The following is a 25,364-nucleotide window of genomic DNA, read 5'->3' on the forward strand; positions in this document are numbered from 1 at the left end:
AGGAGGACCCGATGCCCGCACCGCAACGCGTCACCCGCGTCGCGCTCACCGCCGCCGCGCGCGCCATCGCTGAGGACGAGGGCATCGACGCCGTCACGATCAGCGCGGTCGCCACCGCCGTCGGGGTGCGCCCACCGAGCCTGTACAAGCACGTCGCACACCGGCACGACCTGCTGCGGCTGATCGCCGACGACGCCGCCCGCGAGCTCGACGAGGATGTCACGGCTCTGGCCAGATCCGCGACCGATTCCGCGGCGTCGCTCACCGCGATCGCCCGCGCGTTCCGGGCGTTCAGCACCCGCTCCCCTCACGCCGCCTCGCTGCTGTTCTCGGGCGCCGCGCTCAGCGCCGAGCCACAGTCCGACGGCATGGTCGCGCTGACCCAGACGCTACTGAACGCCGTGCGCGCCGCGGCGCCGGGCGACCCGCTCCCCGCGACACGCACGCTGACGGCCTGGGCGTACGGCTTCTGCACCATGGAGCAGGCCGGGGCGTTCCAGCTCGGCGGCGACGTGGACGAGGCGTTCGAGTTCGGCCTGACCACGCTCGTGGACGCGCTCACCGCGCTCCGCTGAGGGCCAGCCGGGTGACACCGGCGCACTCTGTCCCACCCCCGCGCACCGGCGTAAGGTGGCGACATGGGACGCATCGAGGAGCTGGACCGGGCGGCAGCCGCAGCCTCGGGCTCCACCCAGGAGGCGCCCGCCGAGGCGCTCACCACGATCGATTGGCTCATCGCCGCGATCGATGCGGACCGCACCAATGGGCTCTTCGGCCGCTGGGGTGCGGCCACCGCGATCGACGCACGCACGGGTGAGGCGCTCGTCCCGAAGGCGCTGTTCGAGGCCCTGCACGAGCGGGCAGGGCTGAGGGCGGCGTGGCCGATCGGCAACGCCGGCCTGCTGCAGACCTACGCATCTCTGCTGTCGGCCGTCGATGCCGACCGGAACCGCGAACGCTGGCTCGGCGCGGATCTGGCAAGGGGCCTGGGTCTCGACGGCGCGCACTTCGTTCCGTGGGAGGGATCCGGCACGCTGCTCGCCCGCGCGACGCACGCCGCCTCCGTCCTGCTCGCCTCGGGCGGGGAGTTCTCCTGGTACTCGCTCGCCGAGGGCAGGGCGACCCGCGCCGTGCTGAGCCACGAGCACGACGGATCCCGCGCTCTCGCCTACGCCGTGGCGCCAGCCCCGGGGACGTCGCCGCTCCTGGTCGCCTTGCTGCCCGTGGCACAGGCCGAGCCGATCCGTCGAGACCTCGACGACGCCGCGTCGCGCCTGCGCTGGAACGCCGCCTGATCCACGGCGCCAACCGATCCGGATCCATTGCGGATCCAGCTTTCTCATGGTCGTCACTCAGCGGATTCATCGATTCGTCACCTGGCCGTCACCCGCCGTACCGCCCGCGCTGGTGGGCTGAGGGAGCTCGGATCCGGCACGCGCACCAGCGAGCCGCCGGGCCGTCCCCCGCTCCCCAGAGGAGACAGCCATGATTGCCAGAACCACGATCGCGCGCTCCGCGATCGCGCTCACCCTCGTCGCCGGCGCCGCGCTGGCCGCACCTGCCGCCTACGCGGCCGCGCCCGTCGACCCGTCCGCCCCAGGCGGCGCCACCCGCAACGACGGCGACCGCACGGCGGCCCTGCGCGACGCGATCGTCGACGGCCCCGCGAAGAACGTGATCCTGCTCATCGGCGACGGCATGGGCGACTCCGAGATCACGGTCGCCCGCGACTACCAGTACGGCGCGGGCGGACAACTGCCGGGCATCGATGCACTGCCGCTGACCGGTTCGTACACGACGTACTCGCTGAACAAGGACGGCTCGGCGGACTACGTGCCGGACTCGGCCGCGACCGGATCCGCCTGGGCGACCGGCACCAAGACCTACGACGGCGCGATCTCCGTCGACATCGCGGGCAAGGGGCACGACACCCTGGTCGAGCTGGCCAAGGCGAACGGGCGCAAGACGGGCAACGTCTCCACGGCCGAGCTGCAGGATGCCACCCCGGCCGTGCAGGCCGCGCACGTCGCCGGCCGCAAGTGCTACGGACCCGACTCGGTGAAGCAGTGCGGCGCCGACCTGCTCGAGAACGGCGGCAAGGGCTCGATCAGCGAGCAGATCCTGGACACCCGCGCGGACGTCACGCTGGGCGGCGGATCCGAATCCTTCGAGCAGATCGCGAAGGCGGGCGCCTGGCCGGGCGCGACCCTGTTCCAGCAGGCGGAGACCCGCGGCTACCAGGTCGCCCGCACGGCTGCCGATCTCTCCGCGATCAGCGCCGCGGACCAGACCCGGCCGGTGCTGGGCACGTTCACCCCCGGCAACTTCCCGACCCGATTCGCCGAGACCACCGCCACCGTCGGCGGCGCCGACGCAGCGCCTGTCGCCTGCACCGAGAGCGTCGACCGCCTGGACTCGTCGCTCTCGCTCGCGGCGCTCACCCAGAAGTCGATCGACCTGCTCAAGGGCGACAAGGGCTTCTTCCTGCAGGTCGAAGGCGCGTCCATCGACAAGCAGGACCACGCCGCCAACGCCTGCGGCCAGATCGGCGAGACCATCGATCTCGACGAGGCCGTGCAGGTCGCGCTCGACTTCGCGAAGGCCGACGGCAACACGCTCGTGATCGTCACCGCCGATCACGCGCACACCTCGCAGATCGTGGACAGCACCCCGCCGACCTCGCTCTCGATCGCGCTGAAGACCACCGAGGGCTCCACGATGAAGGTCTCCTACGGCACCGCAGGGGCGGGCGGCTCGCAGCAGCACACGGGCACCCAGGTGCGCATCGCGGGTTACGGTCCGGGGGCGGCGAACGTCGTGGGACTCACGGACCAGACCGACAACTTCTTCACCATCGCGGGCGCCCTGCAACTGAACCGGGACCTCGTCGCGCTGTCGGCCGGCGCCACCCTCACGGCACCCGAGAAGGTCACCCCCGGCGGCACGCTCACCATCACGGCCGCAGGCCTGAACGGCGACCGGCAGGTGAACGGATCCGTCTCGGCGTCCGGGGCGACCGCACGCGCCGCCGCCACCACGATCGGCCGCACGGATGTCATCGACGGGGGCGTGGCGGTGCCGCTGACCGCGCCGACCGAGCCGGGCGAGTACACGATCGCCGTGACCGGTGAGCAGACCGGCAAGGCCCTGAGCGTCACGTTCACGGTCGCCGAGGGCGCACCGACCACCCCGACCGCGTCGCCCGGCCCGACCGCTCCGGCCGTCGCGCTCCCGCCGGGCAGCGGGAACGACGGCGGCAGCCTGGCGCTCACGGGTGGCACGATCGGCGCGGCGGCGCTCGTCGCCCTCGCACTGATCGCGGGCGGCCTGCTACTCGCGCGCGCCAGGGTCCGGCGCGCGTAACGCGCTAGAAAACGCCGGACGGCGTCGGCCTTTCGGGGCCGGCGCCATCCGTGTGTCGGACGGGGTCAGCGCACCGCGGCCACCCGAAGCCTCAGTCCGGTGCGTGCGCCGCGCGGGTGGACTGACGCACGATGAGCCTGGTCGGGATCGGGGTGTCCTCGGTCATGCGATCGGGCTCCTCGAACGCGAGAAGCAACTTCTGCATCATGAGTTCGCCGAGGGCCGCGAAGTCCTGCCGCACCGTGGTCAGCGCCGGATACAGGAAGGCCGCTTCGGGGACGTCGTCGTAGCCCACCACGCTGACATCCTCGGGGACGCGCAGGCCCCGCTCCCGCAGCGCGGAGAGCAGCCCGATCGACATCTGATCGTTCGCGGCGAACACGGCCATGCCCTGCGCGATGTCCAGGTTCGACCCGAGGCGGTATCCACTCGCGGCGCTCCAGTCCCCGGCGACCGGCGAGACGATCTCCAGACGACGCTCGGCGAGCTCATCACGCCAGCCCCGCACCCGCTCCACGGCGTCCGGCGCTTGCTGGGGACCGGCGAGATGCAGGATCCGGGTGTAGCCGAGTTCGGCGAGATGCCGCACCGCCTGCCGCGCCCCGCGATACTGATCGATCGAGACCAGCCGTGCGTGCCGGCGAGGCGTGGCCGCCGAGGCGACCATTGGGATGGACAGCTCGATGCTGCGCACCGTCTCCAACGCCGCAAGATCGACGACCACGAGGGCGATCGCATCCACCCGCTGGCGCAGCAGGCCCTCGACCGCCGAGCGCACGCCGATCGCCGGGTCCTCATCGAGAAGACTGACCGAGTCCACCGTGTACCGGGCGGTTCGGGCGGCGGCGTTGAAATGCATCGCGATCGCGGACGGGCCGAAGTCGGGCACCCCGGGCGTCACCAGCCCGATCGTCCTGGTGCGTCGGGTGACCAGCGCCCTGGCCGCAGGCGACGGGCTGTAGCGCAGCTGCGCGATCGCATGCTCGACGCGGGCCTTCGTCGCAGGCCGCACATTGGGCAGGTCGTTGATCACACGCGACACGGTCTGGTGCGAGACGCCGGCAAGCCGCGCGACGTCGAAGATGTTCGCAGCGCGGGCGGGAATGTCGTCGGTCACGTCACTCCTCGTCCTCGGGGCGCGCAACGAGAGCGAGCAGCGAATCCACCGTCAGGTCAGCCGTGGCGGCGCTGTCGACCACGCGCCCCCCGCGCAGGATCACGACGCGATGGGCCACGCGCAGCACCTCCTCCAGTTCGGCGGAGATGAACACGACCGACAGCCCGTTGTCAGCGAACTCGCCCACGAGTTTCTGTATCTCGACTTTAGCGCCGACGTCGATGCCGCGGGTGGGCTCGTCCAGCACCAGCACGCGCGGAGACAGCGCCAGCATGCGCGCGAGCAGCACCTTCTGCTGATTGCCTCCGGACAGGATTCCGGCGGGCAGATCCGGATCAGCGGGGCGGATCCCGAGCGCCTCGATCCAGCTCATCGCCAGTTCGCGCTGACGGGACCGGCGCATACGGCGCAGTATGCCGCGCTGCGCCTGCACCGCGAGCGTGATGTTGTCCTGGACGCTGAGGCCGCCCACGATTCCCTCGGTCCGACGGTCCTCGGACGAGTACACGATGCCGAGATCGATCGCCTGCCGCGGAGAACGCCACGTCCTCGCCGTGCCCTCGACGCGCAGAATCCCGGCATCCAGGCGGTCGACGCCGGAGAGCGCCCGGGCAAGTTCGGTCCGCCCGGAGCCGAGCAGCCCGGCGACGCCGAGCACCTCGCCCTCCCCGATGCGCAGGTCGGCGTCCACGATGCCTCTGCCGACCGTGAGCCCCTCGGCGGCGAGGAGAGCGACCTCGTCATCTTCCACCACTTCCGGCGGGGACGCGAGGTGGGCGGGCAGGGACCGGCCGAGCATCTTCTCGACAAGGTCGATCCGCAGCAGCTCTGTCGTCAGATACTCGCCGACGAGACGCCCACCACGCAGCACGGTCACCCGGTCGCAGATCTCGTACACCTGGTCGAGGAAATGGGACACGAAGAGGATCGCCACTCCGCGCTTCTTGAGTTTGCGGATCACTCGGAACAACTCGGCGACCTCGTCGAGATCCAGACTCGAGGTCGGCTCGTCCAGTACCAGGATCCTGACGTCGGTCGCGATCGCCCGCGCGATCGCGACCAGCTGCTGGATGGCGAGCGGATGCGCTCCCAGCGGAGAGGCCGGATCTATCGCCACCCCCAGGTCGTCCAGGACCGTCGCCGTGCGGCGCCGCATCTGCGGGAAGTCGATCCCACCGAACCGGCGCGGCTCCCGGCCGAGCCAGATGTTCTCTGCGACGGACAGGTTCGGCAGCAGATCGATCTCCTGGTACACCGTGCTGATCCCGTGACGCAACGCATCGGCCGGGGTGGCGAAGCGAACCCGGGTCCCGTCCAGCCGGATGATGCCGGCGTCCAGGGCGAGCGCACCGGTGAGCGCGCGGATCAGCGTCGACTTGCCCGCCCCGTTCTCCCCCATGAGCGAATGCACCTCGCCGGGGAACATCCGGAAATCGACGTCGGCGAGCGCCGTCGAGCCCTGGAAGCGCACGGTGGCGCCCCGGATCTCGACGAGCGGCTCGACAGGCTTCGACATGTTCCTATCGTGTCCGATGTCGTCGCCCGATTTCCGCATTCGGGCTCACCGTCGGCGCGCCCTCATCACCAGGAAGCGCTGCACCACGACGAAGACCAGCAGCAGGGCGCCGATCGTGATCCGCATCCAGGAGGTGTCGACACCGAGGAAGCTGATCACGGTCTTGATCAGACCGTAGACGAGCACACCGAACAGCGAGCCGAGCACATAGCCGCTGCCACCGCTGAGCAGCGTCCCGCCGATGACCACCGCCGCGATCGTGTCGAGCTCGGTACCGATACCGTTGAGGCTGTACCCGGAGCTCGTGTAGGCGGTGAAGACGACCCCGGCGAGGCCCGCGCACGTGCCGCTGATGGCGTAGACGAGCAGCTTGGCGCGCGCAACCGGCAAGCCCATGAGGCGCGCCGACTGCTCGTTGCCGCCCACCGCGTAGACGGTGCGACCGAACCGGGTCCAGCCCAGCACCCACGCCGCGATCACGACGGCGACGAGCGCGATGATGACGGTCGGGGTGATGTACCAGCCGCCGGGCAGGCGGAACCGGGAGGACTGCAGAGCGCCGAGGAATGGATCCGACACGCGCAGGGTGTCCAGGCTCACCACGAACGCCAGGCCACGGGCCAGGAACATCCCGGCCAGAGACGCGATGAACGGCTGCACGTCGAAGTACTGCACGAGCACCCCGATGAACAGGCCGATCACGGCGCCGGCGGCGATCATGACGGGTACCGCGATGAACGGCGGTACACCGGAGAGCAGGAGCTTGGCGCCCAGGATGCCCGTGAAGCCCATGACCGCCCCGACCGAGAGGTCGATYCCGCCGCTGAGGATCACGAACGTCATGCCGACCGCGAGGATCAGCAGGTAGGCGTTGTCGAGCAGCAGCGAGGACAGCAGCCGCGGCGAGACGAAGGTGCCGAAGTACACCTGCCCGCCGATCAGCATCGCGACGAAGATCGCGGCTGCGGCCAGCACCGGCACCCATCCGCTGTGTCGTACGGCGAAGGCGCGCAGGCGGCCGGTCAGATCGCTTTCGGGGGACAGCCCCGTGACAGTGGCGCTCATCACGCCTTCCCCTCCCCCGCGCCGACGAGGGCGGGCGTCTCTGCCGACTCACGCCGGATCGGTCCCGATCCGGCGGATCGGGATGCCCGGCCCCGGAACCAGGCGCGCATGCGGGTGGACTGCGCCAGGCAGACGATCACGATCACCGCAGCTTTGAACACCGGCGTGACAGCCGGCGGGACGCCGAGGAAGGTGATGGTCGAGGTGAGCGTCTGGATCGTGTAGACGCCGATCACCGTGCCGGCGATCGTGAAGCGCCCGCCCATGAGCGATGCGCCGCCGAGCACGACGGCGAGGATCGCGTCCACTTCGATGTTCACGCCGGCGTTGTTCGCGTCAGCCGCCATGATGTTGGACGTGTAGAGCACGCCTGCCATGCCGGCGAGGAGCCCGCTGGCCGCGTAGGCACCCCAGATGATGCCGCGCGCTCGCACGCCGGCGATCCGGCTCGCGGTCGGGTTGATGCCGACCGCCTCCGTGAGCATGCCGAGGGCGGTGCGCCGTTCGACGAGCGCGACCACGACGATCGCCACGACCGCGACGAGGAACGCGAAGGGAAGTCCGATCACGTAGCCCTGTGCCATGAACTGGTACGGCGCGCTGTTGATCGTGGTGATGTTGCCCTGCGTGATGAGGAAGGCGATGCCTCGCCCGGCCAGCATGAGGACGAGAGTCGCGATGATCGGCTGGATCCCGAGCACCGCGACCAGGAATCCGTTCCAGGCCCCGAACAGCAGGGTCGTGATCAGGCCCGCGAGGATCGCCAGGGCGATGACGCCGAGGTCGTTCGGGTTCGGCGATCCCTTGATGATGGTGAGGCTGACTGCGCCCGAGACCGCCATGATCGCGCCGACCGAAAGATCGATGCCGCGGGTGGCGATCACGATCATCATGCCGAGCGCGACGAGCATGAGAGGCGCGCTGTTGCGGATGATGTCGATGAGCGAGCCGTACAGCTGGCCGTCCCGCAGGGAGACGGCCAGGAAGGATGGCCGTGCGATGGTGTTCAGCAGCACCAGCGCCAGCAACGCGCCGATGGGCAGCGCGAGTCGGTGCGTCAGGATCTTCTTCAGCGAGATGCCGCGTGCCGCATCGGTCATGCCGCGTGCTCCTTCGTGATCTCGTCGAGGACATCCGCGGCGTCCGTCGATCCCCTGGCGATGATGCCGACGAGTTCGTCGACCTCGGTGTCGGCGGTGGTGGTCAGTTCGCCGATCTTACGGCGATCGCGCATCACCACGATGCGCTGCGACAGGCGCAGGACCTCTTCCAGCTCGGAGGAGATGAAGACGACCGACAGCCCCTCCGAGGACAACCGTGAGACGAGACGCTGGATGTCCGCTTTGGCACCCACGTCGATGCCGCGGGTGGGCTCGTCCAGGATGAGCAGCTCAGGCGCCGTGGCGAGCCAGCGCGCCAGGACGACCTTCTGCTGGTTACCCCCGGAGAGGTTGCGGACGCGAGCATTCGGGTCCGCAGGCCGGATGCCCAGCGCCGTGATGTATTCGCCCACCACGACGTCCTGTTCGGCCTGGGGCACCTTGCGCATCCAGCCGCGGCGCGCCTGGATGCCGAGCACGATGTTCTCGGCGACCGTGAGGTCTCCCACGATCCCTTCCTCCCTGCGGTCTTCGGAGGTGAACGCGATGCGCGCGTCGATCGCGTCGCGGGGCGCGGAGATGCGTACCCGTTCGCCGTGCACCGCGATCTGCCCGCTGTCGGCGGTGTCGGCGCCGGAGAGCAGTCGCACTAGTTCGGTACGACCGGACCCGAGCAAACCGGCGAGCCCCACGACCTCGCCGTCGAACACCTCGAGGTCGACCGGCTCGATGACTCCGCGACGGCCGATGCCGGTCGCGCGCAGCACGGGGATGCCGGAGCGATCCACATGCCGCTCTGCGGTGTCGATGGACTCCAGCTCCTGGAGCTCGCGGCCGAGCATGAGCCCGATGAGCTCGGTGCGGTCCACTTCGGACGCCGCGTACTCGCCCACGAGCGAACCGTTGCGCAGCACCGTGAGGCGGTCGGAGATCTCGTATACCTGATCGAGGAAGTGCGTGACGAAGAGGATCGCGACGCCCCGATCGCGCAGATCGCGCATGACGGCGAAAAGCTGGTCGACCTCGTCGCGGTCCAGGCTCGAAGTCGGCTCATCCAGCACGAGAACCTTGCAGTCGGAGACCATGGCCCTGCTGATCGCGACCAGCTGCTGCACGGCGATCGAGTGCGACGACAACGGCGAACGGGGATCGATCGTCAGACCGAGGCTGCGCAGGTGCCTGCTCGCTGAATCGTGCGTGCGCCGCCAGTCGATGCCGAACGGACCGCGGATCTCCTGCCCCAGCATGACGTTCTCACCGACGGAGAGGTTCGCGCAGAGGTTGACCTCCTGGTACACGGTCCACACACCCGCGTCCTGCGCGTCGGCGGTGCCGCCGAACACCTTGTCCGTTCCGTCGACCCGGATGAGGCCGGTGTCGATCCGGTACACCCCGGTGAGCGCCTTGATGAGGGTGGACTTGCCCGCGCCGTTCTCGCCCATGAGGGTGTGCACCTCGCCGGCCCTGAGGGTGAAGTCGACATCTTGCAGTGCTTTCACGCCCGGGAAGGAGATGTTGATGCCGCGCATCTCGATGACGCTGCGGTGGTCGCCAGTGACCATGATTGCCTTTCTCACGACGCGAGGGGAGGACGCGAGGCGCCCTCCCCTCGGATCCTCAGTACTTGCGGTCGGGCAAGGCCGTCTTCGCCTGCTCCGGGGTGAACGACTGGTCGACGGCGGTCTGCTTCTTCTCGACGTCCTTGCCGGCCAGCACGTCCTTGACGGTCTTGGCGACGGTCGGACCGAGCAGCGGGTTGCACTCCACCACGTAGTTGAACTCGCCGTTGGCGGCGGCCTGAAGACCATCGTGGGTGGCATCGATCGTCACGATCTGGATGTCCTTGCCCGGTGTGAGGCCCGCGGCCTTGATCGCGTCGAGGGCGCCGAGGCCCATGTCATCGTTCTGCGCGAAGAGCAGGTTGATGCTCTTGCCGTACTTCTGCAGGAACCCCTCCATGACCGTCTTGCCATCGGCGCGCGTGAAGTTGCCCGTCTGCGAGTCCAGCTTCTTGATCTGGCTGCCCTTGATCGCGTCATCGAAGCCGGTGGCGCGATCGATGGCGGGGGCGGAACCAGTGGTGCCCTCGAGAACGACCATATTGGTGGCCTTGTCGCCGAGAGTCTGCTTCGCCCAGGCGCCCGCGGTCTCCCCCTCCTTCTTGAAGTCGTCGCCGATCCATGCCTTGTACAGATCGCTGGAGCCATCGATCGTGCGGTCCTCGAGGATGACCGGGATGTTCGCGTCCTTCGCCTCCTTGAGCACGTCATCCCATCCGGTGGTGACGACCGGGGCGATGACGATCGCATCCACGCCCTGGTTGATGAAGTTGCGGACGGCCGCGATCTGGTTCTCCGGCTTGTTGTCGGCGGCGTTGAAGATCAGCTTGAAGCCGTTCTTGGCGGAGAACGCGTCCTTCATCGACTCCGTGTTGGCGCTGCGCCATCCGCTCTCCGACCCGGTCTGCGCGAAGCCGACCGTGACGACCCCGTCCCCCTTCGACCCGCCGGATGCGGCCGAAGATCCTCCGGAGCAACCGGTGGCCGCCATGGCCACGGCGCCGAGCAGCGCGATGCCCGCGATGATGCCCTTCTTCACTGGAACCTCCTTGTTCAATCCGGCATCCTCGCCGGAGTCTCGTGTGGGCCTGGGAGGCCTGTGCGAAATGTTAGCCTTCACATTTCTCCCGGCGCCACGTTGTGAGCGATCACAATTCGATAACAAGGCTGTCAGCATCGGTGCTTTGCATCGAGCAGCTGTCGCCTCATGGCCTTCAAGCCGTGAGCGATAACATTTCTTCCTCTTCGTCGAGGACGCACGCGCCGCCGCATCGTCGGATGGGACCGGATCCCTCCGAATGCAGCCGATGGGTCGATCGGGAGTCGAGTGAGTCCCGCGTTCGCCACCGTTCCCGTGCGCTGCGATGCGAACCGCCGGAGCATGAGACGACGGGCGATTTCGCGGAGGGTGAACTCTTCCCGGTGCTCATCTCATCTCAGCTCAACTCAGCTCGCGGCGGACACAGCCGGATATCGCTGGGCGATGCCCGGCAGCTTGTTCGTCGCGGATGGCCCGCCTCAATGCGGGGCGTGCGCCTCGAGGAACTCGTACACGTCGGTCGTGTCGACACCGGGGAACGCTCCGGTCGGCAGCGTGGCGAGCAGGGTGCGCGGCGTGCGCACGTTCGGCCAGGACTGCTCCCGCCAGCGCTTCTCGAGATCCGCCGGAGCGCGCCGGCAGCACACCTCGACCGAGTGCTTCGAGACGCCGCGGTTGGGCGTGTCACGACCGATGAACCACTTCGTGTCGTCGAAGCGCACGCCCACGCTCACCGAGTGCAGGCCCTCGCTCGACGCCTCCACGCGGGCGGTGCACCAGTACGTGCCGTTGCCGGTGTCGGTGTACTGGTAGTACGGGTTGAACCGGTCCTCCTCCTCGAACACGACTCGGCTGGTCCACCGCCGGCAGCACATCTGCCCCTCGATGGATCCGAGCCGGTCGGTCGGGAAGTTCACGTCGTCGTTCTCATAGGCCTTCGTGATGGTGCCCGACTCGTGCACCTTGAGGAAGTGCACCGGGATGTCCAGGTGCCGGGTGGCGAGGTTCGTGAACCGGTGCGCGGCGGTCTCGTACGACACCGAGTAGGCGTCGCGGAGGTCCTCGATCGAGATCGCCCGGCGCTCTTTCGCATCCTTCAGCGCCGGCACCAGGTGCTCCTCCGGCATCAGCAGCGCGCCGGTGAGGTAGTTCGTCTCCACGCGCTGACGCAGGAACTCGGCGTAGCTGCGCGGCTCGGAGTGGCCGAGGATCCGGCTGGAGAGCGCCTGCAGCACCGCGGTGCGGGCATCGCCCTTCCCCGGCACGCGACTGGACAGGTAGAGCCGCCCATGCGCGAGGTCGGCCACGCTGCGCGTCGACTGCGGGAGATCGGGCGCGTAGTGCAGGGTGAAGCCGAGGTGTGCGGCGATGTCGCTCGCGCTGCGCTGCGTCAGCGGGCCGCCCGGGTGGTGCACGGCGGCGAGGATCTCCGCCGCCTTCTTCTCCAGGTCTGCGAAGTGGTTGTCCTGACGGCGCATGAGGTGACGCAGCTCGACGTTCGCCCGCCGGGCCTCCTCGGGCGTCGCCGCACGCTCGTCGCGGAGCTTGTCGATCTCGCTGTGCAGGGCGAGCAGCGCCTTGAGCGCCTCGTCCGGCACGGTCTTCGCGATCCGGAACGGCGCGATCCCGAGCGCCTGGAACGTCTGCCCCTTCATCGCGCGCTCGACCGCGATCTCCATCGCAGCGCGCTCATCGAGGGGCTGCTCGGCGAGGATCTGGTCGATCGTCGTATCCAGCGCGCGGGCGATCAGCTGCAGCTGGGTGAGCTTCGGCTCGCGCTTGCCGGTCTCGATCATGGACACCTGGCTCGGCGCCCGGTCGATCGCGGTCGCGAGCTGCTCGAGGGTCAGCCCGGCCGCCGTGCGGAGCTGCCGGATGCGGCGCCCGATCGTGAGAGCGTCGACCTCTTCTGCCGTGTCTGCGGTGACCATGGCGCCGATTCTGTCACGAAAACAGAAATCTGACCAAACTTCTCCATCGATTTGGTCTGGCCGAATCCAGATCTTCACTCAGAGTGGTCTCAAGCCACCCCGGCTGCTTCGACAGGCTCAGCAACCGAGCCGGACCGGATCCACTCACGGAGGAGACAGATCATGACCATTCCCACTGCGTCGCCGACCGCCCCGATCCGGACCGTCGGCGCAGCCGTCTCCGGCACCGAGGGCCCGGCGATCCGCATCACCGGCCCCATGCACGAGCGCTWCGGCGAGATCCTCACCCCCGCTGCCGTGGCCTTCCTCACCGAGCTGCACCACCGCTTCGGCGGACGCCGGCACGATCGCCTCGCCGACCGCATGCGCCGCCGCTTCGAGATCGGCAACGGGCACGACCCGCGCTTCCGCGACGACACCCGGCACATCCGCGAGGACGCCGACTGGCGCGTGGCCGGCGCCGGCCCCGGCCTCGAGGACCGCCGCGTGGAGATCACCGGCCCGACGGATCCGAAGATGACCATCAACGCGCTGAACTCCGGCGCCAAGGTGTGGCTGGCCGATCAGGAGGACGCGACGAGCCCGACGTGGCGCAACGTGATCGGCGGGCAGCTGTCGCTGCGCGACGCGATCCGCGGCCGGCTGACCCACACGAGCGAGGACGGCAAGGAGTACCGCGTCACCGCCGAGCAGACCCCCACTATCGTGATGCGCCCCCGCGGCTGGCACCTGCCCGAGAAGCACCTCGAGTTCACGGACCGCACCGGTCGCCGCATGGACGCCTCGGGCTCGCTGGTCGACTTCGGCCTCTACTTCTTCCACAACGCGCAGGCGTTGATCGAAGCCGGTCGCGGGCCGTACTTCTACATCGCCAAGCTCGAGTCGAGCGAGGAGGCGAAGCTCTGGAACGACGTGTTCACGTTCAGCGAGGAGTACTTCGGGATCCCCCGCGGCACGATCCGCGCGACCGTGCTGATCGAGACGCTGCCGGCCGCGTTCGAGATGGAGGAGATCCTGTTCGAGCTGCGCGAGCACTGCGCCGGCCTGAACGCCGGACGCTGGGACTACATCTTCTCGATCATCAAGAACTACCGCGGTCGCGGCGCCCGGTTCGTGCTGCCCGACCGCAGCGAGGTCACGATGACCGTGCCGTTCATGCGGGCCTACACCGAGCTGCTCGTGCAGACCTGCCACAGGCGCGGCGCCTACGCGATCGGCGGCATGAGCGCCTTCATCCCCAACCGGCGCGACCCCGAGGTGACCGCCCGGGCCATCGAGAAGGTCGCCGCAGACAAGAAGCGCGAGGCCGGCGACGGCTTCGACGGCACCTGGGTGGCGCACCCCGACCTGATCCCCACGGCGCAGGCCGAGTTCGACGCGGTGCTGGGCGAGCGGTCCAACCAGCTCGATCGGCAGCGCGACGATGTGCAGGTCCGCGCGGAGCAGCTGCTCGACGTGCACATCGGCCGGCCGATCACGGCCTCGGGCGTGCGCGACAACGTCTCCGTGGCGATCCGCTACATCGAGGCATGGCTGCGGGGCCTCGGCGCCGTGGCGATCGACAACCTCATGGAAGACGCGGCGACCGCCGAGATCAGCCGCTCGCAGGTGTGGCAGTGGATCCACCAGGGCCAGTCCACCCAGGACGGCACCCCCATCACGGCCGAGTACGTCGAGGGCCTGATCTCCGACGTGCTCGCCGAGACCCCCCGCCCTTCGACGGGCTCTGGGACCGACGACCGCTTCGAGGACGCCGCGGCGGTGTTCCGCGAGGTGGCGCTGCAGCCCGAGTTCCCGGCGTTCCTGACGCTGCCCGCTTACTCCCGCTTCCTCGTCGAGACCGCCTGATCCCCTCGACGCCCGACCCATCGCCCACGAACGAAGGAATGACCATGACTCGCTACCAGGACGACATCGACGCCATCCAGGCGCTGAAGGCGGCGGCCGGATCCGGATGGAACGCCATCGACCCCGAGTCCGCAGCCCGCATGCGGGCGCAGAATCGCTTCCGCACCGGCCTCGAGATCGCGCAGTACACCGCCGACATCATGCGCCGCGACATGGCGGAGTACGACGCCGACTCGTCGCTGTACACGCAGTCGCTCGGCGTCTGGCACGGCTTCATCGGGCAGCAGAAGCTGATCTCGATCAAGAAGCACCTCAAGACGACGAACAAGCGCTACCTCTACCTCTCCGGCTGGATGGTCGCCGCGCTCCGCTCCGAGTTCGGGCCCCTGCCGGACCAATCGATGCACGAGAAGACCGCGGTGCCCGCGCTCATCGAGGAGCTCTACACGTTCCTCCGTCAGGCCGACGCCCGGGAGCTGGACCTGCTCTTCACGCAGCTCGACGCGGCGCGCGCAGCCGAAGACGAGACGGCGGCCGAGTTCATCCAGTCCCAGATCGACGGCTACGAGACCCACGTCGTCCCGATCATCGCCGACATCGACGCCGGCTTCGGCAACCCCGAGGCGACGTACCTGCTCGCCAAGAAGATGATCGAGGCGGGCGCGTGCGCCATCCAGATCGAGAACCAGGTCTCGGAYGAGAAGCAGTGCGGYCACCAGGACGGCAAGGTCACCGTGCCGCACGAGGACTTCATCGCCAAGCTCAACGCGGTCCGCTACGCGTTCCTCGAGCTCGGCATCGACAACGGGATCATCGTCGCCCGCACCGACTCCCTGGGTGCCGGCCTCACCCAGAAGCTCGCCGTCACGCACGAGCCGGGCGACCTCGGCGACCAGTACAACTCGTTCCTCGATGTCGAGGAGATCTCCGAGTCCGAGCTCGGCAACGGCGACGTGGTCATCAAGCGCGACGGCGCGCTGCTGCGCCCGAAGCGCCTGGCGAGCAACCTGTACCAGTTCCGACCCGGCACCGGCGAGGACCGCTGCGTACTGGACTGCATCACGTCGCTGCAGAACGGTGCAGACCTGCTGTGGATCGAGACGGAGAAGCCCCATGTGGAGCAGATCGCGGGCATGGTCGACCGCATCCGCGAGGTGATCCCGAATGCGAAGCTCGTCTACAACAACAGCCCGTCGTTCAACTGGACGCTGAACTTCCGTCAGCAGGTGTACGACCTCCTCGCCGCGCAGGGTGCCGACGTCTCGGCATACGATCGCGACAAGCTGATGAGCGTCGAGTACGACGACACCGAGCTGGCGCGTCTCGCGGACGAGAAGATCCGCACGTTCCAGCGCGACGGATCCGCCCGCGCCGGCATCTTCCATCACCTCATCACCCTGCCGACCTACCACACGGCCGCACTGTCGACCGATGACCTCGCGAAGGGCTACTTCGGCGACGAGGGCATGCTCGCCTACGTCAAGGGTGTGCAGCGCCGGGAGATCCGCGGCGGGATCGCCACGGTCAAGCACCAGAACATGGCCGGATCCGACCTCGGCGACAACCACAAGGAGTACTTCGCCGGCGACGCGGCCCTGAAGGCCGGCGGTCAGCACAACACGATGAACCAGTTCAGCTGACACCTGCACGATCGGGGAGCACCTGCACGACCGGATGACCGATCCGCTCGTGCAGGTGTTCCCGCGTCGTGCAGACGTCCCGCCGACCGCGTCTGAAAGGATCCTTGCCATGACCTCCACCGCCGACCTCTACGACGAGCACGGAGACACCCTGCAGTCCCTCGCCCTGCAGCTGCGCGATTTCGGCGGGAACGTCGCTTTCGAAGGCCCGATCCGCACGGTGCGCTGCTTCCAGGACAACCAGCTCGTGAAGGACCTGCTCGCGACCGCGGGCGACGGCGCCGTGCTGGTCGTCGACGGATCCGGATCCCTCGGCACGGCGCTGATGGGCGACATGATCGCGTCCAGCGCGGTCGCGAACGGCTGGGCAGGCGTCGTGATCCACGGCGCGATCCGCGACAGCGCGGCGATCGGCAGGCTCCCTCTGGGCGTCAAGGCCCTCGGCACCAACCCGCGCAAGAGCGCCAAGACAGGAACCGGACATGTCGACGTGATGCTGCGCTTCGGCGACGTGGAGTTCTGTCCCGGCGCCCGGCTCTACGCCGACGAGGACGGCGTGCTCGTCGAGCGCTGACGCGTCCCGCGCGGGTCGGCTCCATCCGCACCGGAAGTCGGGGCGGATGCCTCATGCGCTGGCGCACCCGCCGCCCGAAGGTGGATCCATGTCCACCACCAGCACTCCTCAGGCCGCCTCAGTCCAGGTGACGGGCCACCCTCGCCTTCCCGAGGGCGACGACGAGCGGTTCACCGGATTCGGCGTGCTCGGCCTGGCGTTCCGCGGCGGCGACTGCTTTGCGCTGCGGGTGATGACCCGGACCAGCATCGGTCCCGCGTACCGAGCGGTCTGGCACCGGGCTCCGGACGGCGCCTGGCACATGTTCACCACCACCGATCCGGTGCACAGCTGCCCGCGCTACTTCAGCTCGGCCGCGACGTTCGAGCGCGTGCCGGAGATCGACCTGCACTGGCCCGATCCGAGGCATCTGCACGTGCGGATCCCCGGGGTTCTGGAGTGGGAGCTCACGCTGCGGGCGACGCCGGCGACCCGCACGATGTCCGCGCTCGGATCCGCTCTTCCCACGGCCGCCCGCCGCAGCGACCCGTTGCTGCGCGCCATGGGGCCGTTGGCACGTCCGATGCTGCGCACCGGACGGATGCGCATGGCCGGCGCCGCCCCCAAYCGGCAGCGCTTCCAGGTCGTYCCSACGCGGMTCTGGCGCGTCGCGGCGAGCACGGCGTCCATCCACGGCCGCGACCTCGGCCCGATCGGGGCGCTGAGCCGGCAGAGCCGTCTCGGCGACTTCTGGATGCCGCAGCACGGGCTGTTCTACGTGGGGGACGCCCGGTTCAGCGCCTTCGATGCCGCGGAGCACACGGCCGTGATCGTGCCCGAGGACGGCCGCACCGAGGATGCGCGGCCGCGCTGATGTCTCTGGCCCTGCAGGACCGCGTCGCCGACAATGGATCTGTGGGCGCGACAGCCGGTGCTCCGACCCGGGGCGAGATGATCGCGGCGGTCTCCGTCGCGATCGACCTGGGCCTCGGCCAGCCGGCGGAGCACATGATGCGCGCCGCGCTCCTCGCCGATCGCCTCGCCGCGCGGCTGGGCCTGGACGATGATCAGCGCGGCACCGCCTACCAGGCGACGCTGCTCATGTGGATCGGCTGCACGGCCGACTCGCAGGAGTACGCGCGCTGGTTCGGCGATGACATCGCCGTGCGCAGCGCCTCCTACCTGGTGGACTGGTCGGGGCTGCCGTTCCTGCGCTTCCTGGTCGAGCACGTCGCGCAGGGCCGCCCGCTCGTTCAGCGCGCGACGACGCTCACCGCGCTCATGATCGACTCGCGTGGCAGCCTCGGCACGCTGCTGCACTCGCACTGCCTTTCGGCCGCGCTGCTGGCCGAGCGGCTCGGCCTCCCGCAAGCGGTGCAGGAGGCCGTGTCCGCGGCCTTCGAACGATACGACGGTCGTGGCCTGCCGCGCGGGCTCGCAGGTGAGGAGATCCCGATCGCGATGCGGATCGCGCAGCTCGCCGACACGGCCGAGGTGCACGATCGACTCGGCGGAGCGGAAGCGGCGGTCCGCATGGCCCGCGAGCGCCGAGGCGGACAGTTCGATCCCCTGATCGTCGATGCGTTCACCGCCGATGCGGCCGCGCTGCTCGACATCCCCCACGGATCCGCCGCGTGGCGCGCCGCCCTGGAGTGCGCGCCCGATCGGGACGACGTGCTGCACGGCGATGCGCTCGACGCCGCCGTCGCCGCCATCGGCGACTTCGCCGACCTGAAGTGCCCGTTCCTGCTGGGGCACTCGCGCGGGGTCGCCGAGATCGTGGGTGTGGCGGCCCGGGAGATCGGCGTGCCCGCCGACGAGGTCGCGACCCTCCGGCGGGCGGCGCATCTGCACGACATCGGGCGACTGGGCGTGTCGAACCTGATCTGGTCGAAGCCGGACGTGCTCGACGACGGCGACTGGGAGCGGGTGCGGATGCATCCGTACCTCGGGGGACGCGTGCTCGCGCGCATCCCGGGCCTCGCTGCCGAATCGGCCCTGGTGCGCGCGCATCACGAGCACCTGGACGGCAGCGGCTATCCGGCCGGAGTGCCCGGGACGAGCCTGACCCGGTCCGACCGCCTGCTCGCCGCCGCCGTCGCGTTCCGGGCGGCGATCGAGCCGCGCCCGTACCGTGCCGCGCTCGAACCGGGTGAGGCGATCGAGCGCCTGCGCCGGCGCGTGGCCGCCGGGCACCTCGACGGGGAGGCGGTCGCCGCGGTCGCGGCGGCGGCGACGGGCGGCACCGGTGCACGGAGGACACGACCGCCCCTTCCCGCCGGACTCACCCCTCGCGAGGCGGAGATCCTGACGCTCGTCGCGCAGGGGCGGAGCAACCGCGAGATCGCCGCGGTTCTGACGCTCAGCGAGAAGACCGTACGCAATCACGTCGAGCACACCTACGCGAAGATCGGCGTCGCGAACCGGGTCGGGGCGAGCCTGTTCGCGATCGATCACGGCTTCATCGGCCGTCCGGTGTGAGCAACCGCGGATCGGGGATGTCATGACGCGAGTATTCGCCACGGCCTACGCCACCGTCGCCTATCTTGCCTTCCTGGCCGTGATCGTCTGGGCGGTCGCGTTCCTCTCCGATATCGGACCCGCCACCGCCGTCGACCGCGGGCCCGCCACGGCCTGGCCGATCGCGGTGGCCATCGACCTGCTGCTGGTGGCCGTGTTCGCGCTGCACCACTCGGTGTTCGCCCGCGCCTCGACCAAGCGACGGTTCGCCCGGATGCTCCCCGTGCGAGTCGAACGTTCGACGTACGTGCTGGCGGCGAGTGCGCTGCTGGCGCTCGTGCTGTGGCAATGGCGGCCGATCCCGACGGTGATCTGGGACGTGGGCGCCGAGCCCTGGCGCACCGCGCTGTGGGCGGTCTGCGCACTGGGATGGCTCATCGCGATCGGCTCCACGTTCCTGATCGACCACCTGGGCTTCGTCGGGCTCCGTCAGGCCGTGTCGGGGCGTCCGCCCGCCTCCGCCTTCCAGGCTCGCTGGCTCTATGCGCTCGTGCGGCACCCGCTCATGCTGGGCCTGCTCCTGGCGTTCTGGGCCACGCCGATCATGACCTGGGGCCACGCGCTGTTCGCTGCGGCGTTCAGCGGCTACATCGCGATCGGGATCCGGTTCGAGGAGCGCGATCTGCGTGCGGAGCTCGGCGAGCCCTACGCGCGCTACGCCGAGCGCACGCCCGCGCTCGTGCCGGGGCTGCGTCCGGCCGTGCGGCGGCGCAGCGGCTCGCTGCTCACCCCGGAATGACCGCGGCACCGGCGTGCTGCTCGAAGATGAGCTGGGTCTGGGTCTGCCCCAGCGCCGGCACGGATCCGAGATGCGTGCGCAGGAAGTCGCGCAGCCCCGGGACGCTCTCGCAGGCGACGTGGATGACGAGGTCGTGCACGCCTCCGATCAGGTAGACGCGCTGCACACCGGTGATCGTGCGGAGGCGGGCCGTGATGGCGGGCACTTGATCCCGCGCGTCCTCCTTGACCGCGACCATGATGAGCGCCTCGACGCCGACGCCGGCCGCCACGGGGTCGAGCTCGGCGTGATAGCCCCGGATCACGCCGGCCTCCTCGAGCGCGCGCACCCGTCCGTGGCAGGTCGAGCGGGGCAGGCCGACCCGCGCGGCAAGCTCCTTGTTCGACAGCCGCCCGTCACGGGACAGCTCCTCGAGGATCCGCCGATCCGTCGCAGTGAGCCGGATTCCGTCCGCCATCGTGCCTCCTGAGGCGTCATCGATCCGGTGATCCATCGCAATTCAACGTGAATCTCGGATATTTGTCGGAATCCTAGGCGCTGTGTCGACGATTCGTCATCATGGAACGTGATCTCCGGATCCCGGCTGCCCGAGCCGGATCCACGACCGAGGAGGATTCCACGATGACGGATACCGCGCCGATCACCCGCGAGCAGTGCCAGGAAGCCGACCGGATCGACCCACTGGCATCCCTCCGCGAGCGCTTCGCCCTCCCCGAGGGCATCGTCTACCTCGACGGCAATTCGCTCGGCGCGCTCCCCCGCGACGCCGTCGCCCGTGCAGCCGACGTGGTCAGCCGCGAGTGGGGCGCGGACCTCATCGGCAGCTGGAACAAGAACCACTGGTTCGCCCTGCCCCTCCGGATCGGAGAGAAGATCGGCCGGCTCATCGGCGGTGGCGCAGGTGAGTGCGTCGCGACCGACACCACCTCGATCAACGTCTTCAAGGCGGTCTCGGCCGCGATCCGGCTGCAGCAGCAGGACGCCCCGGAGCGCCGGGTCATCGTGTCGGAGCGGGAGAACTTCCCCACCGACCTCTACATCGTCGAGGGACTGATGGCCCTGCTCGACCGCGGCTACTCCCTGCGGCTGATCGACGCGCCCGAGGACCTCGACGCGGCGCTCGACGAGGACGTCGCCGTGGTGCTGCTCACCCAGGTCAACTACCGCACGGGCCACCTGTGGGACATGGCGGGGGCGACGGCGCAGATCCACGATGCGGGCGCCCTGGCCGTCTGGGACCTCTGCCACTCGGTCGGCGCGGTGCCCGTCGCCGTCGCCGATGCCGGCGCGGACTTCGCGGTCGGCTGCACCTACAAGTACCTCAACGGCGGCCCCGGCTCCCCCGCGTTCTTCTGGGTCGCCGAACGCCACCTCGACCGGGTCGAGACGCCGCTCACCGGCTGGTGGGGGCACGATCGCCCGTTCGCGATGACCGACTCCTACGCCCCCGCTCCGGGTGGTCGGCGCTTCCTCGTGGGCACCCAGCCGATCCTGTCGATGGCCACGATGGAGGTCGGGCTCGACATGCACCTCGAGGTCGACCAGGAGGCGTTGCGCCGCAAATCCCTCGCGCTGACGATGCTCTTCATCCGGCTGGTGGAGACCCGGCTCGCGCACCACCCGCTCACGCTCATCACGCCGCGCGACGACGGCCAGCGCGGCAGCCACGTCTCCTTCCGCCACCCCGAGGGCTACGCGGTGATGAAGGCCCTCATCGCGAATGGCGTGATCGGCGACTACCGCGAACCGGAGGTGCTGCGATTCGGTGTCACGCCGATGTATCTGGGCCACGCCGACGTGTGGGACGCCGTGGAGATCCTGCGCCGCGTGCTCGACGAGGAGCTGTGGCGCGCTCCCGAGTTCCGGGAGCGCGACGCCGTCACCTGATCGTCCCGGCCGGATCCGCGCGCCGAGATCCTCCGTGCGGGCCCGGATCCGAGCGCCGGAGCCCGCAGACCGGGATCGCGCCGCATGGGCGGTGACCGCGCCTACGCTGGAGGYATGACCGCCCGGCCTGCCATGCGCCCCCTCTTCGACGACCTCGCCGAAGAGTTCCTCCGCGACTATCCCCGTGGAGCGCGGCTGCTCGCGGTCGCCAGCCCATCCGCGGAGCGCTCGGCCGCCTTCGCCGAGGAACTCGCCGATGTGCTGCGCACCCGAGGCATCGAGGTGGCCGTCGTCGCGCAGGAGGATCGCGATGAGGCCGGCCTGCGGTCGGACATCGTGACGCCGTTCCGTGACGCGCAGGCGGACGTCGTCCAGATCGTCTCCGGCACGACAGGCCTGCTCGCCGAGCGCACACGGGGGCTGTGGCACTTCTCGGTCTGGCTCATCGACCGCGACGAGGTGCCGCATACGGCGGCCACCGCGCTGGTCGACGTGACGGATCCCGAAGCGCCCACCCGGCGCCTGGCCGACTACTGCGCCGTCCCGCCGTCGTTCCTGACGTGACGGCGACCGGATAGCCCCCGCAGACGCTGACGAATGCCGGATCCGGCGGTCGCCGACGTATGCCCGATCCGACATACGCACCTGTTCGCCACGACGGAGAACGACGCCTGTGCTTTGTACGTCATGGCCATTTCTCACGACAGGCGCGCGAGTACGCTGGTGGCGTGACCGAACGCGCACCTCTCTCCCGCAAACTCTCCGCCATCGCCGAGTCCGCCACGCTGAAGGTGGACGCCAAGGCCAAGGCCCTCAAGGCCGAGGGCAAGCCCGTCGTCTCGTACGCCGCGGGTGAGCCCGACTTCGCCACCCCGCAGTTCATCGTGGACGCGGCGGCGGAGGCCCTCGCGAACCCCGCGAACTACCGCTACACCCCGGCCGCCGGCCTGCCCGAGCTGCGCGAGGCGATCGCCGCGAAGACGCTGCGCGACTCCGGCCTCGAAGTCTCGCCGAGCCAGGTCATCGTCACGAACGGCGGCAAGCAGTCCGTCTACCAGGCGTTCCAGGCCGTCGTGAACCCCGGCGATGAGGTGCTGCTGCCGGCGCCGTACTGGACGACCTACCCCGAGGCGATCCGCCTCGCCGACGGCGTGCCGGTCGAGGTCTTCGCCGGCGCGGACCAGGAGTACAAGGTCACCGTCGACCAGCTCGAGGCCGCGCGCACCGACCGAACGACCGTGCTGGTGTTCGTGTCGCCGTCCAACCCGACCGGATCCGTCTACTCCCCCGAGGAGACCGCGGCGATCGCCGCCTGGGCGCTCGAGCACGGGATCTGGATCATCTCCGACGAGATCTACCAGAACCTCACCTACGAGGGCGTCAAGGCGACCTCCGTCGTCGAGGCGCTGCCCGAGGTCGCCGGTCAGACCATCCTGGTCAACGGCGTCGCGAAGACGTACGCCATGACCGGCTGGCGCGTGGGCTGGATGGTGGGTCCTGCCGACGCCATCAAGATCGCCGGCAACCTGCAGTCGCACCTCACCAGCAACGTGAACAACGTCGCCCAGCGCGCCGCGATCGCCGCCCTGAACGGCCCGCAGACCGAGGCCGAGCAGTTCCGCGAGGCGTTCGACCGCCGCCGCAAGCTCATCGTCTCGGAGCTGTCGAAGATCGACGGCCTCGTGGTGCCGAACCCGACCGGCGCCTTCTACGTCTACCCCGACGTGCAGGGCCTGCTCGGACGCACCTGGGGCGGCGTGACGCCGACGACCTCGCTCGAGCTCGCCGACCTCATCCTCGACCAGGCCGAGGTGGCCGTGGTCCCGGGCGAGGCGTTCGGCCCGTCCGGCTACATCCGSATGTCGTACGCGCTCGGCGACGACCAGCTGCTCGAGGGYGYGCAGCGCCTGCAGCGCCTGTTCGCCTCCTGAGCCCGTCCGCTTCTGAGGCTGGCCCGCTTTACGTCGACGCCCCCTCGGGCTGTCCGCGCCCCTCCTGAACAACGCGATTCAGAGGGGGCCTCGGTCGCCAGAGGGGGCGTCGGCGTATCCGGCCGGTGAACGCGGCCGGGCGCGGACCGTCAGTCCTCGTAGCCGATGAGCCAGTGCACGCCGAACCGGTCCACGAGCGTGCCGTCGTGCGCGCCCCACGGCCGCTCCTGCAGCGGGTCGATCACGCGTCCGCCGTCGCCGAGCTGCGCGAACCAGCGCGTGAGCGTCTCCGGATCCGCCGTGCCGAGGAGCGAGAAGAACATGCCGTTCATGTGCAGGGCGTCCGCATCGGGCGCGGCATCGGCAGCGGCGAGCTCGACGGGGCCGTGGACGAGCATGCCGTGGGCGATCGCATCGCCCGGGCCGTCCGCCCGCCCGAACTCGGCGTAGGTGTGCATCACCGCCTCACCGCCGAAGATCGCCTGGTAGAACGGGAGCGCATCGACGGCGGTCCCGGGGAACAGGATGTAAGGAACGAGTCCGGTCATGCTGCGAGCGTACGCCCCGGCTCCGGCGAGGCACGGTCGAGACGACCTCACCCCTTGTCGAGCGCGCGATACGCGGACGGGCTCATGCCGTGYACGCGGCGGAACTGCCGGGAGAAGTACAACGGATCCGTGTAGCCGACCGCCGCGGCGACCTGGGCGATGGTGCGCGAGGAGGAATCCAGCAGCGCCCGCGCGCGGGCCAGCTTCAGGGTCGTGTGAAACGCGGCCGGGCCGCTGCCGGTCGCTCTGCGGAACAGCGCACTGAGGTGCGACGGCGAGAGCCCGACGATCGCGGCGAGCTCGGAGACCGATATGTCCGCCTCGACCCGTGACTCGAGGAACTGCATGGCGCGGTCCAGGGGCGAGTCGTCGACGGGCAGCGCCGCGTCGGCCGCGATCCTCGCGAGAAGCTGCCACGCGGCGCCGGACGCCGAAAGGAGGTGACCCGGCGAGAGTCTGCGCTCGAGCAGGGTCAGGATCTCGTCGAACAGCACGATGACCCGGTCGGGAGCGCTCAGCCGATGCAGCGGAGACCGCGCCCCGAGCACCGGTCCAGTCAGCTCTGCGACGTCCTCGCCGCGCACATGCATCCACCAGATCGTCCATGGATCCGCCGTATCCGCACCGTATTCATGCTCCGCCCCTGCCGGGATGACGATCGCGTCGGACGGCCCGATCGGATAGCGCACGTCGCCGATCCGTACGCTGCCGGATCCGGAGATGCAGAGGATGACGATGGTTTCCGCCGCGCCGTGATCTCGGCTGCGGCGATGACCGGCCGCGTGCGGGAACAGGCCGATGTCCGTGACCGTGAGGCGGCGGGTGACCGGTGCGCGCAGCGCCGTCGCGACGAGAGGCCGAGGCACCACGCACAGCCGCTGCCCGGGGAACCCCTCGGCGCGCGCTGGCTCACCCGATGCCGTCGATTCGTCCATGTTTCCCCCCGTTCTCACCATACCCATTCCGCTCGGCGGCCCGTAGCGTCTGAGTCGCCCCACGCACTGCGAA

The 25,364-nt window shown here is 69.7% G+C and carries 22 protein-coding genes; 12 read left to right on the forward strand and 10 right to left on the reverse strand.

What is annotated here, in order from left to right:
• Positions 1 to 11 precede the first annotated feature (11 nt).
• The 3 genes from AC1DMN_RS04305 to phoA all read left to right on the forward strand — a co-directional run bounded on the left by AC1DMN_RS04305 (position 12) and on the right by phoA (position 3,363).
• Positions 12 to 575 (forward strand): TetR-like C-terminal domain-containing protein, encoded by a 564-nt coding sequence (locus AC1DMN_RS04305; RefSeq protein WP_477231029.1) that lies wholly within the window; start codon positions 12 to 14, stop codon positions 573 to 575.
• Positions 576 to 638: 63 nt separating this feature from the next.
• Positions 639 to 1,295 (forward strand): amino acid deaminase, encoded by a 657-nt coding sequence (locus tag AC1DMN_RS04310; RefSeq protein ID WP_477231030.1) that lies wholly within the window; start codon positions 639 to 641, stop codon positions 1,293 to 1,295.
• A gap of 190 nt (positions 1,296 to 1,485) precedes the next feature.
• Positions 1,486 to 3,363, forward strand: coding sequence for an alkaline phosphatase (gene phoA, locus AC1DMN_RS04315; RefSeq protein ID WP_477231031.1), 1,878 nt, complete (start codon positions 1,486 to 1,488; stop codon positions 3,361 to 3,363).
• 91 nt (positions 3,364 to 3,454) lie between these two features.
• Here phoA and AC1DMN_RS04320 read toward each other — a convergent pair whose 3' ends face one another.
• The 7 genes from AC1DMN_RS04320 to AC1DMN_RS04350 form a co-directional block, all read right to left on the reverse strand.
• Positions 3,455 to 4,480, reverse strand: coding sequence for a LacI family DNA-binding transcriptional regulator (locus AC1DMN_RS04320; protein ID WP_440733549.1), 1,026 nt, complete (start codon positions 4,478 to 4,480; stop codon positions 3,455 to 3,457).
• 1 nt (position 4,481) lies between these two features.
• Complete coding sequence (locus AC1DMN_RS04325) at positions 4,482 to 5,996, reverse strand: sugar ABC transporter ATP-binding protein (protein ID WP_477231032.1); 1,515 nt, start codon at positions 5,994 to 5,996, stop codon at positions 4,482 to 4,484.
• A gap of 45 nt (positions 5,997 to 6,041) precedes the next feature.
• On the reverse strand, positions 6,042 to 7,061 hold the full coding sequence (locus tag AC1DMN_RS04330; RefSeq protein WP_477231033.1) for an ABC transporter permease subunit: 1,020 nt from the start codon (positions 7,059 to 7,061) through the stop codon (positions 6,042 to 6,044).
• Positions 7,061 to 8,161, reverse strand: coding sequence for an ABC transporter permease (locus AC1DMN_RS04335; protein ID WP_440733552.1), 1,101 nt, complete (start codon positions 8,159 to 8,161; stop codon positions 7,061 to 7,063). The genes AC1DMN_RS04330 and AC1DMN_RS04335 overlap by 1 nt, the downstream gene beginning before the upstream one ends.
• On the reverse strand, positions 8,158 to 9,723 hold the full coding sequence (locus AC1DMN_RS04340) for a sugar ABC transporter ATP-binding protein (protein WP_477231034.1): 1,566 nt from the start codon (positions 9,721 to 9,723) through the stop codon (positions 8,158 to 8,160). The genes AC1DMN_RS04335 and AC1DMN_RS04340 overlap by 4 nt, the downstream gene beginning before the upstream one ends.
• Positions 9,724 to 9,778: 55 nt before the next feature.
• A complete protein-coding gene (locus tag AC1DMN_RS04345) occupies positions 9,779 to 10,759 on the reverse strand; it encodes an ABC transporter substrate-binding protein (protein WP_440733554.1) in 981 nt (326 codons plus the stop codon).
• A 479-nt stretch (positions 10,760 to 11,238) separates the two neighbouring features.
• Positions 11,239 to 12,690: a helix-turn-helix domain-containing protein gene (locus AC1DMN_RS04350; protein ID WP_477231035.1), complete on the reverse strand. Its 1,452-nt coding sequence runs from the start codon at positions 12,688 to 12,690 to the stop codon at positions 11,239 to 11,241.
• A 162-nt stretch (positions 12,691 to 12,852) separates the two neighbouring features.
• Here AC1DMN_RS04350 and aceB point away from each other — a divergent pair, with 162 nt between their 5' ends.
• From aceB to AC1DMN_RS04380, 6 genes are all read left to right on the forward strand, one after another.
• Positions 12,853 to 14,538 carry a malate synthase A gene (aceB, locus tag AC1DMN_RS04355; protein WP_477383907.1) on the forward strand — a complete coding sequence of 562 codons (1,686 nt, stop codon included), beginning with the start codon at positions 12,853 to 12,855 and terminating at the stop codon, positions 14,536 to 14,538.
• Between the two features lie 44 nt (positions 14,539 to 14,582).
• Positions 14,583 to 16,178 carry an isocitrate lyase gene (locus AC1DMN_RS04360; protein ID WP_477231037.1) on the forward strand — a complete coding sequence of 532 codons (1,596 nt, stop codon included), beginning with the start codon at positions 14,583 to 14,585 and terminating at the stop codon, positions 16,176 to 16,178.
• 109 nt (positions 16,179 to 16,287) lie between these two features.
• Positions 16,288 to 16,752, forward strand: coding sequence for a ribonuclease E activity regulator RraA (gene rraA / locus AC1DMN_RS04365; RefSeq protein WP_477231038.1), 465 nt, complete (start codon positions 16,288 to 16,290; stop codon positions 16,750 to 16,752).
• An 88-nt stretch (positions 16,753 to 16,840) separates the two neighbouring features.
• Positions 16,841 to 17,605: a hypothetical protein gene (locus AC1DMN_RS04370; RefSeq protein ID WP_477383909.1), complete on the forward strand. Its 765-nt coding sequence runs from the start codon at positions 16,841 to 16,843 to the stop codon at positions 17,603 to 17,605.
• Positions 17,605 to 19,212 carry an HD domain-containing phosphohydrolase gene (locus tag AC1DMN_RS04375; protein ID WP_477231040.1) on the forward strand — a complete coding sequence of 536 codons (1,608 nt, stop codon included), beginning with the start codon at positions 17,605 to 17,607 and terminating at the stop codon, positions 19,210 to 19,212. Before AC1DMN_RS04370 ends, AC1DMN_RS04375 begins: the two co-directional genes overlap by 1 nt.
• Positions 19,213 to 19,234: 22 nt before the next feature.
• Positions 19,235 to 19,990 (forward strand): methyltransferase family protein, encoded by a 756-nt coding sequence (locus tag AC1DMN_RS04380; RefSeq protein ID WP_477231041.1) that lies wholly within the window; start codon positions 19,235 to 19,237, stop codon positions 19,988 to 19,990.
• Here AC1DMN_RS04380 and AC1DMN_RS04385 read toward each other — a convergent pair.
• On the reverse strand, positions 19,977 to 20,447 hold the full coding sequence (locus tag AC1DMN_RS04385; protein WP_477231042.1) for an Lrp/AsnC family transcriptional regulator: 471 nt from the start codon (positions 20,445 to 20,447) through the stop codon (positions 19,977 to 19,979). The genes AC1DMN_RS04380 and AC1DMN_RS04385 overlap by 14 nt on opposite strands.
• Before the next feature lie 101 nt (positions 20,448 to 20,548).
• Between AC1DMN_RS04385 and kynU the strand changes: the two genes are divergently transcribed.
• From kynU to AC1DMN_RS04400, 3 genes are all read left to right on the forward strand, one after another.
• Positions 20,549 to 21,877 carry a kynureninase gene (gene kynU, locus AC1DMN_RS04390; RefSeq protein WP_477383911.1) on the forward strand — a complete coding sequence of 443 codons (1,329 nt, stop codon included), beginning with the start codon at positions 20,549 to 20,551 and terminating at the stop codon, positions 21,875 to 21,877.
• A 114-nt stretch (positions 21,878 to 21,991) separates the two neighbouring features.
• Positions 21,992 to 22,441 carry a hypothetical protein gene (locus AC1DMN_RS04395; RefSeq protein ID WP_477231044.1) on the forward strand — a complete coding sequence of 150 codons (450 nt, stop codon included), beginning with the start codon at positions 21,992 to 21,994 and terminating at the stop codon, positions 22,439 to 22,441.
• A 164-nt stretch (positions 22,442 to 22,605) separates the two neighbouring features.
• Positions 22,606 to 23,808, forward strand: coding sequence for a pyridoxal phosphate-dependent aminotransferase (locus AC1DMN_RS04400; RefSeq protein WP_477383912.1), 1,203 nt, complete (start codon positions 22,606 to 22,608; stop codon positions 23,806 to 23,808).
• A 149-nt stretch (positions 23,809 to 23,957) separates the two neighbouring features.
• On the opposite strand, the gene AC1DMN_RS04405 is transcribed toward AC1DMN_RS04400, so the two are convergent.
• Complete coding sequence (locus tag AC1DMN_RS04405; protein WP_477231046.1) at positions 23,958 to 24,356, reverse strand: VOC family protein; 399 nt, start codon at positions 24,354 to 24,356, stop codon at positions 23,958 to 23,960.
• 47 nt (positions 24,357 to 24,403) lie between these two features.
• Positions 24,404 to 25,291, reverse strand: a complete 888-nt coding sequence (locus tag AC1DMN_RS04410) for an AraC family transcriptional regulator (RefSeq protein WP_477231047.1) — start codon at positions 25,289 to 25,291, stop codon at positions 24,404 to 24,406.
• Between the last annotated feature and the right edge of the window lie 73 nt (positions 25,292 to 25,364).

It is taken from the genome of Microbacterium sp. 01T413_2, assembly GCF_056398985.1.

Excerpts from the sequence above, each read along its gene's own strand:
- AC1DMN_RS04340 (WP_477231034.1), bottom strand. The coding sequence starts at position 9,723 with ATGGTCACTGGCGACCACCGCAGCGTCATCGAGATGCGCGGCATCAAC.
- AC1DMN_RS04380 (WP_477231041.1), top strand. The coding sequence starts at position 19,235 with ATGACGCGAGTATTCGCCACGGCCTACGCCACCGTCGCCTATCTTGCC.
- kynU (WP_477383911.1), top strand. The coding sequence starts at position 20,549 with ATGGAACGTGATCTCCGGATCCCGGCTGCCCGAGCCGGATCCACGACC.
- AC1DMN_RS04325 (WP_477231032.1), bottom strand. The coding sequence starts at position 5,996 with ATGTCGAAGCCTGTCGAGCCGCTCGTCGAGATCCGGGGCGCCACCGTG.
- AC1DMN_RS04385 (WP_477231042.1), bottom strand. The coding sequence starts at position 20,447 with ATGGCGGACGGAATCCGGCTCACTGCGACGGATCGGCGGATCCTCGAG.
- AC1DMN_RS04350 (WP_477231035.1), bottom strand. The coding sequence starts at position 12,690 with ATGGTCACCGCAGACACGGCAGAAGAGGTCGACGCTCTCACGATCGGG.
- AC1DMN_RS04305 (WP_477231029.1), top strand. The coding sequence starts at position 12 with ATGCCCGCACCGCAACGCGTCACCCGCGTCGCGCTCACCGCCGCCGCG.
- AC1DMN_RS04395 (WP_477231044.1), top strand. The coding sequence starts at position 21,992 with ATGACCGCCCGGCCTGCCATGCGCCCCCTCTTCGACGACCTCGCCGAA.
- rraA (WP_477231038.1), top strand. The coding sequence starts at position 16,288 with ATGACCTCCACCGCCGACCTCTACGACGAGCACGGAGACACCCTGCAG.
- AC1DMN_RS04405 (WP_477231046.1), bottom strand. The coding sequence starts at position 24,356 with ATGACCGGACTCGTTCCTTACATCCTGTTCCCCGGGACCGCCGTCGAT.
- AC1DMN_RS04335 (WP_440733552.1), bottom strand. The coding sequence starts at position 8,161 with ATGACCGATGCGGCACGCGGCATCTCGCTGAAGAAGATCCTGACGCAC.
- AC1DMN_RS04375 (WP_477231040.1), top strand. The coding sequence starts at position 17,605 with ATGTCTCTGGCCCTGCAGGACCGCGTCGCCGACAATGGATCTGTGGGC.
- AC1DMN_RS04310 (WP_477231030.1), top strand. The coding sequence starts at position 639 with ATGGGACGCATCGAGGAGCTGGACCGGGCGGCAGCCGCAGCCTCGGGC.
- phoA (WP_477231031.1), top strand. The coding sequence starts at position 1,486 with ATGATTGCCAGAACCACGATCGCGCGCTCCGCGATCGCGCTCACCCTC.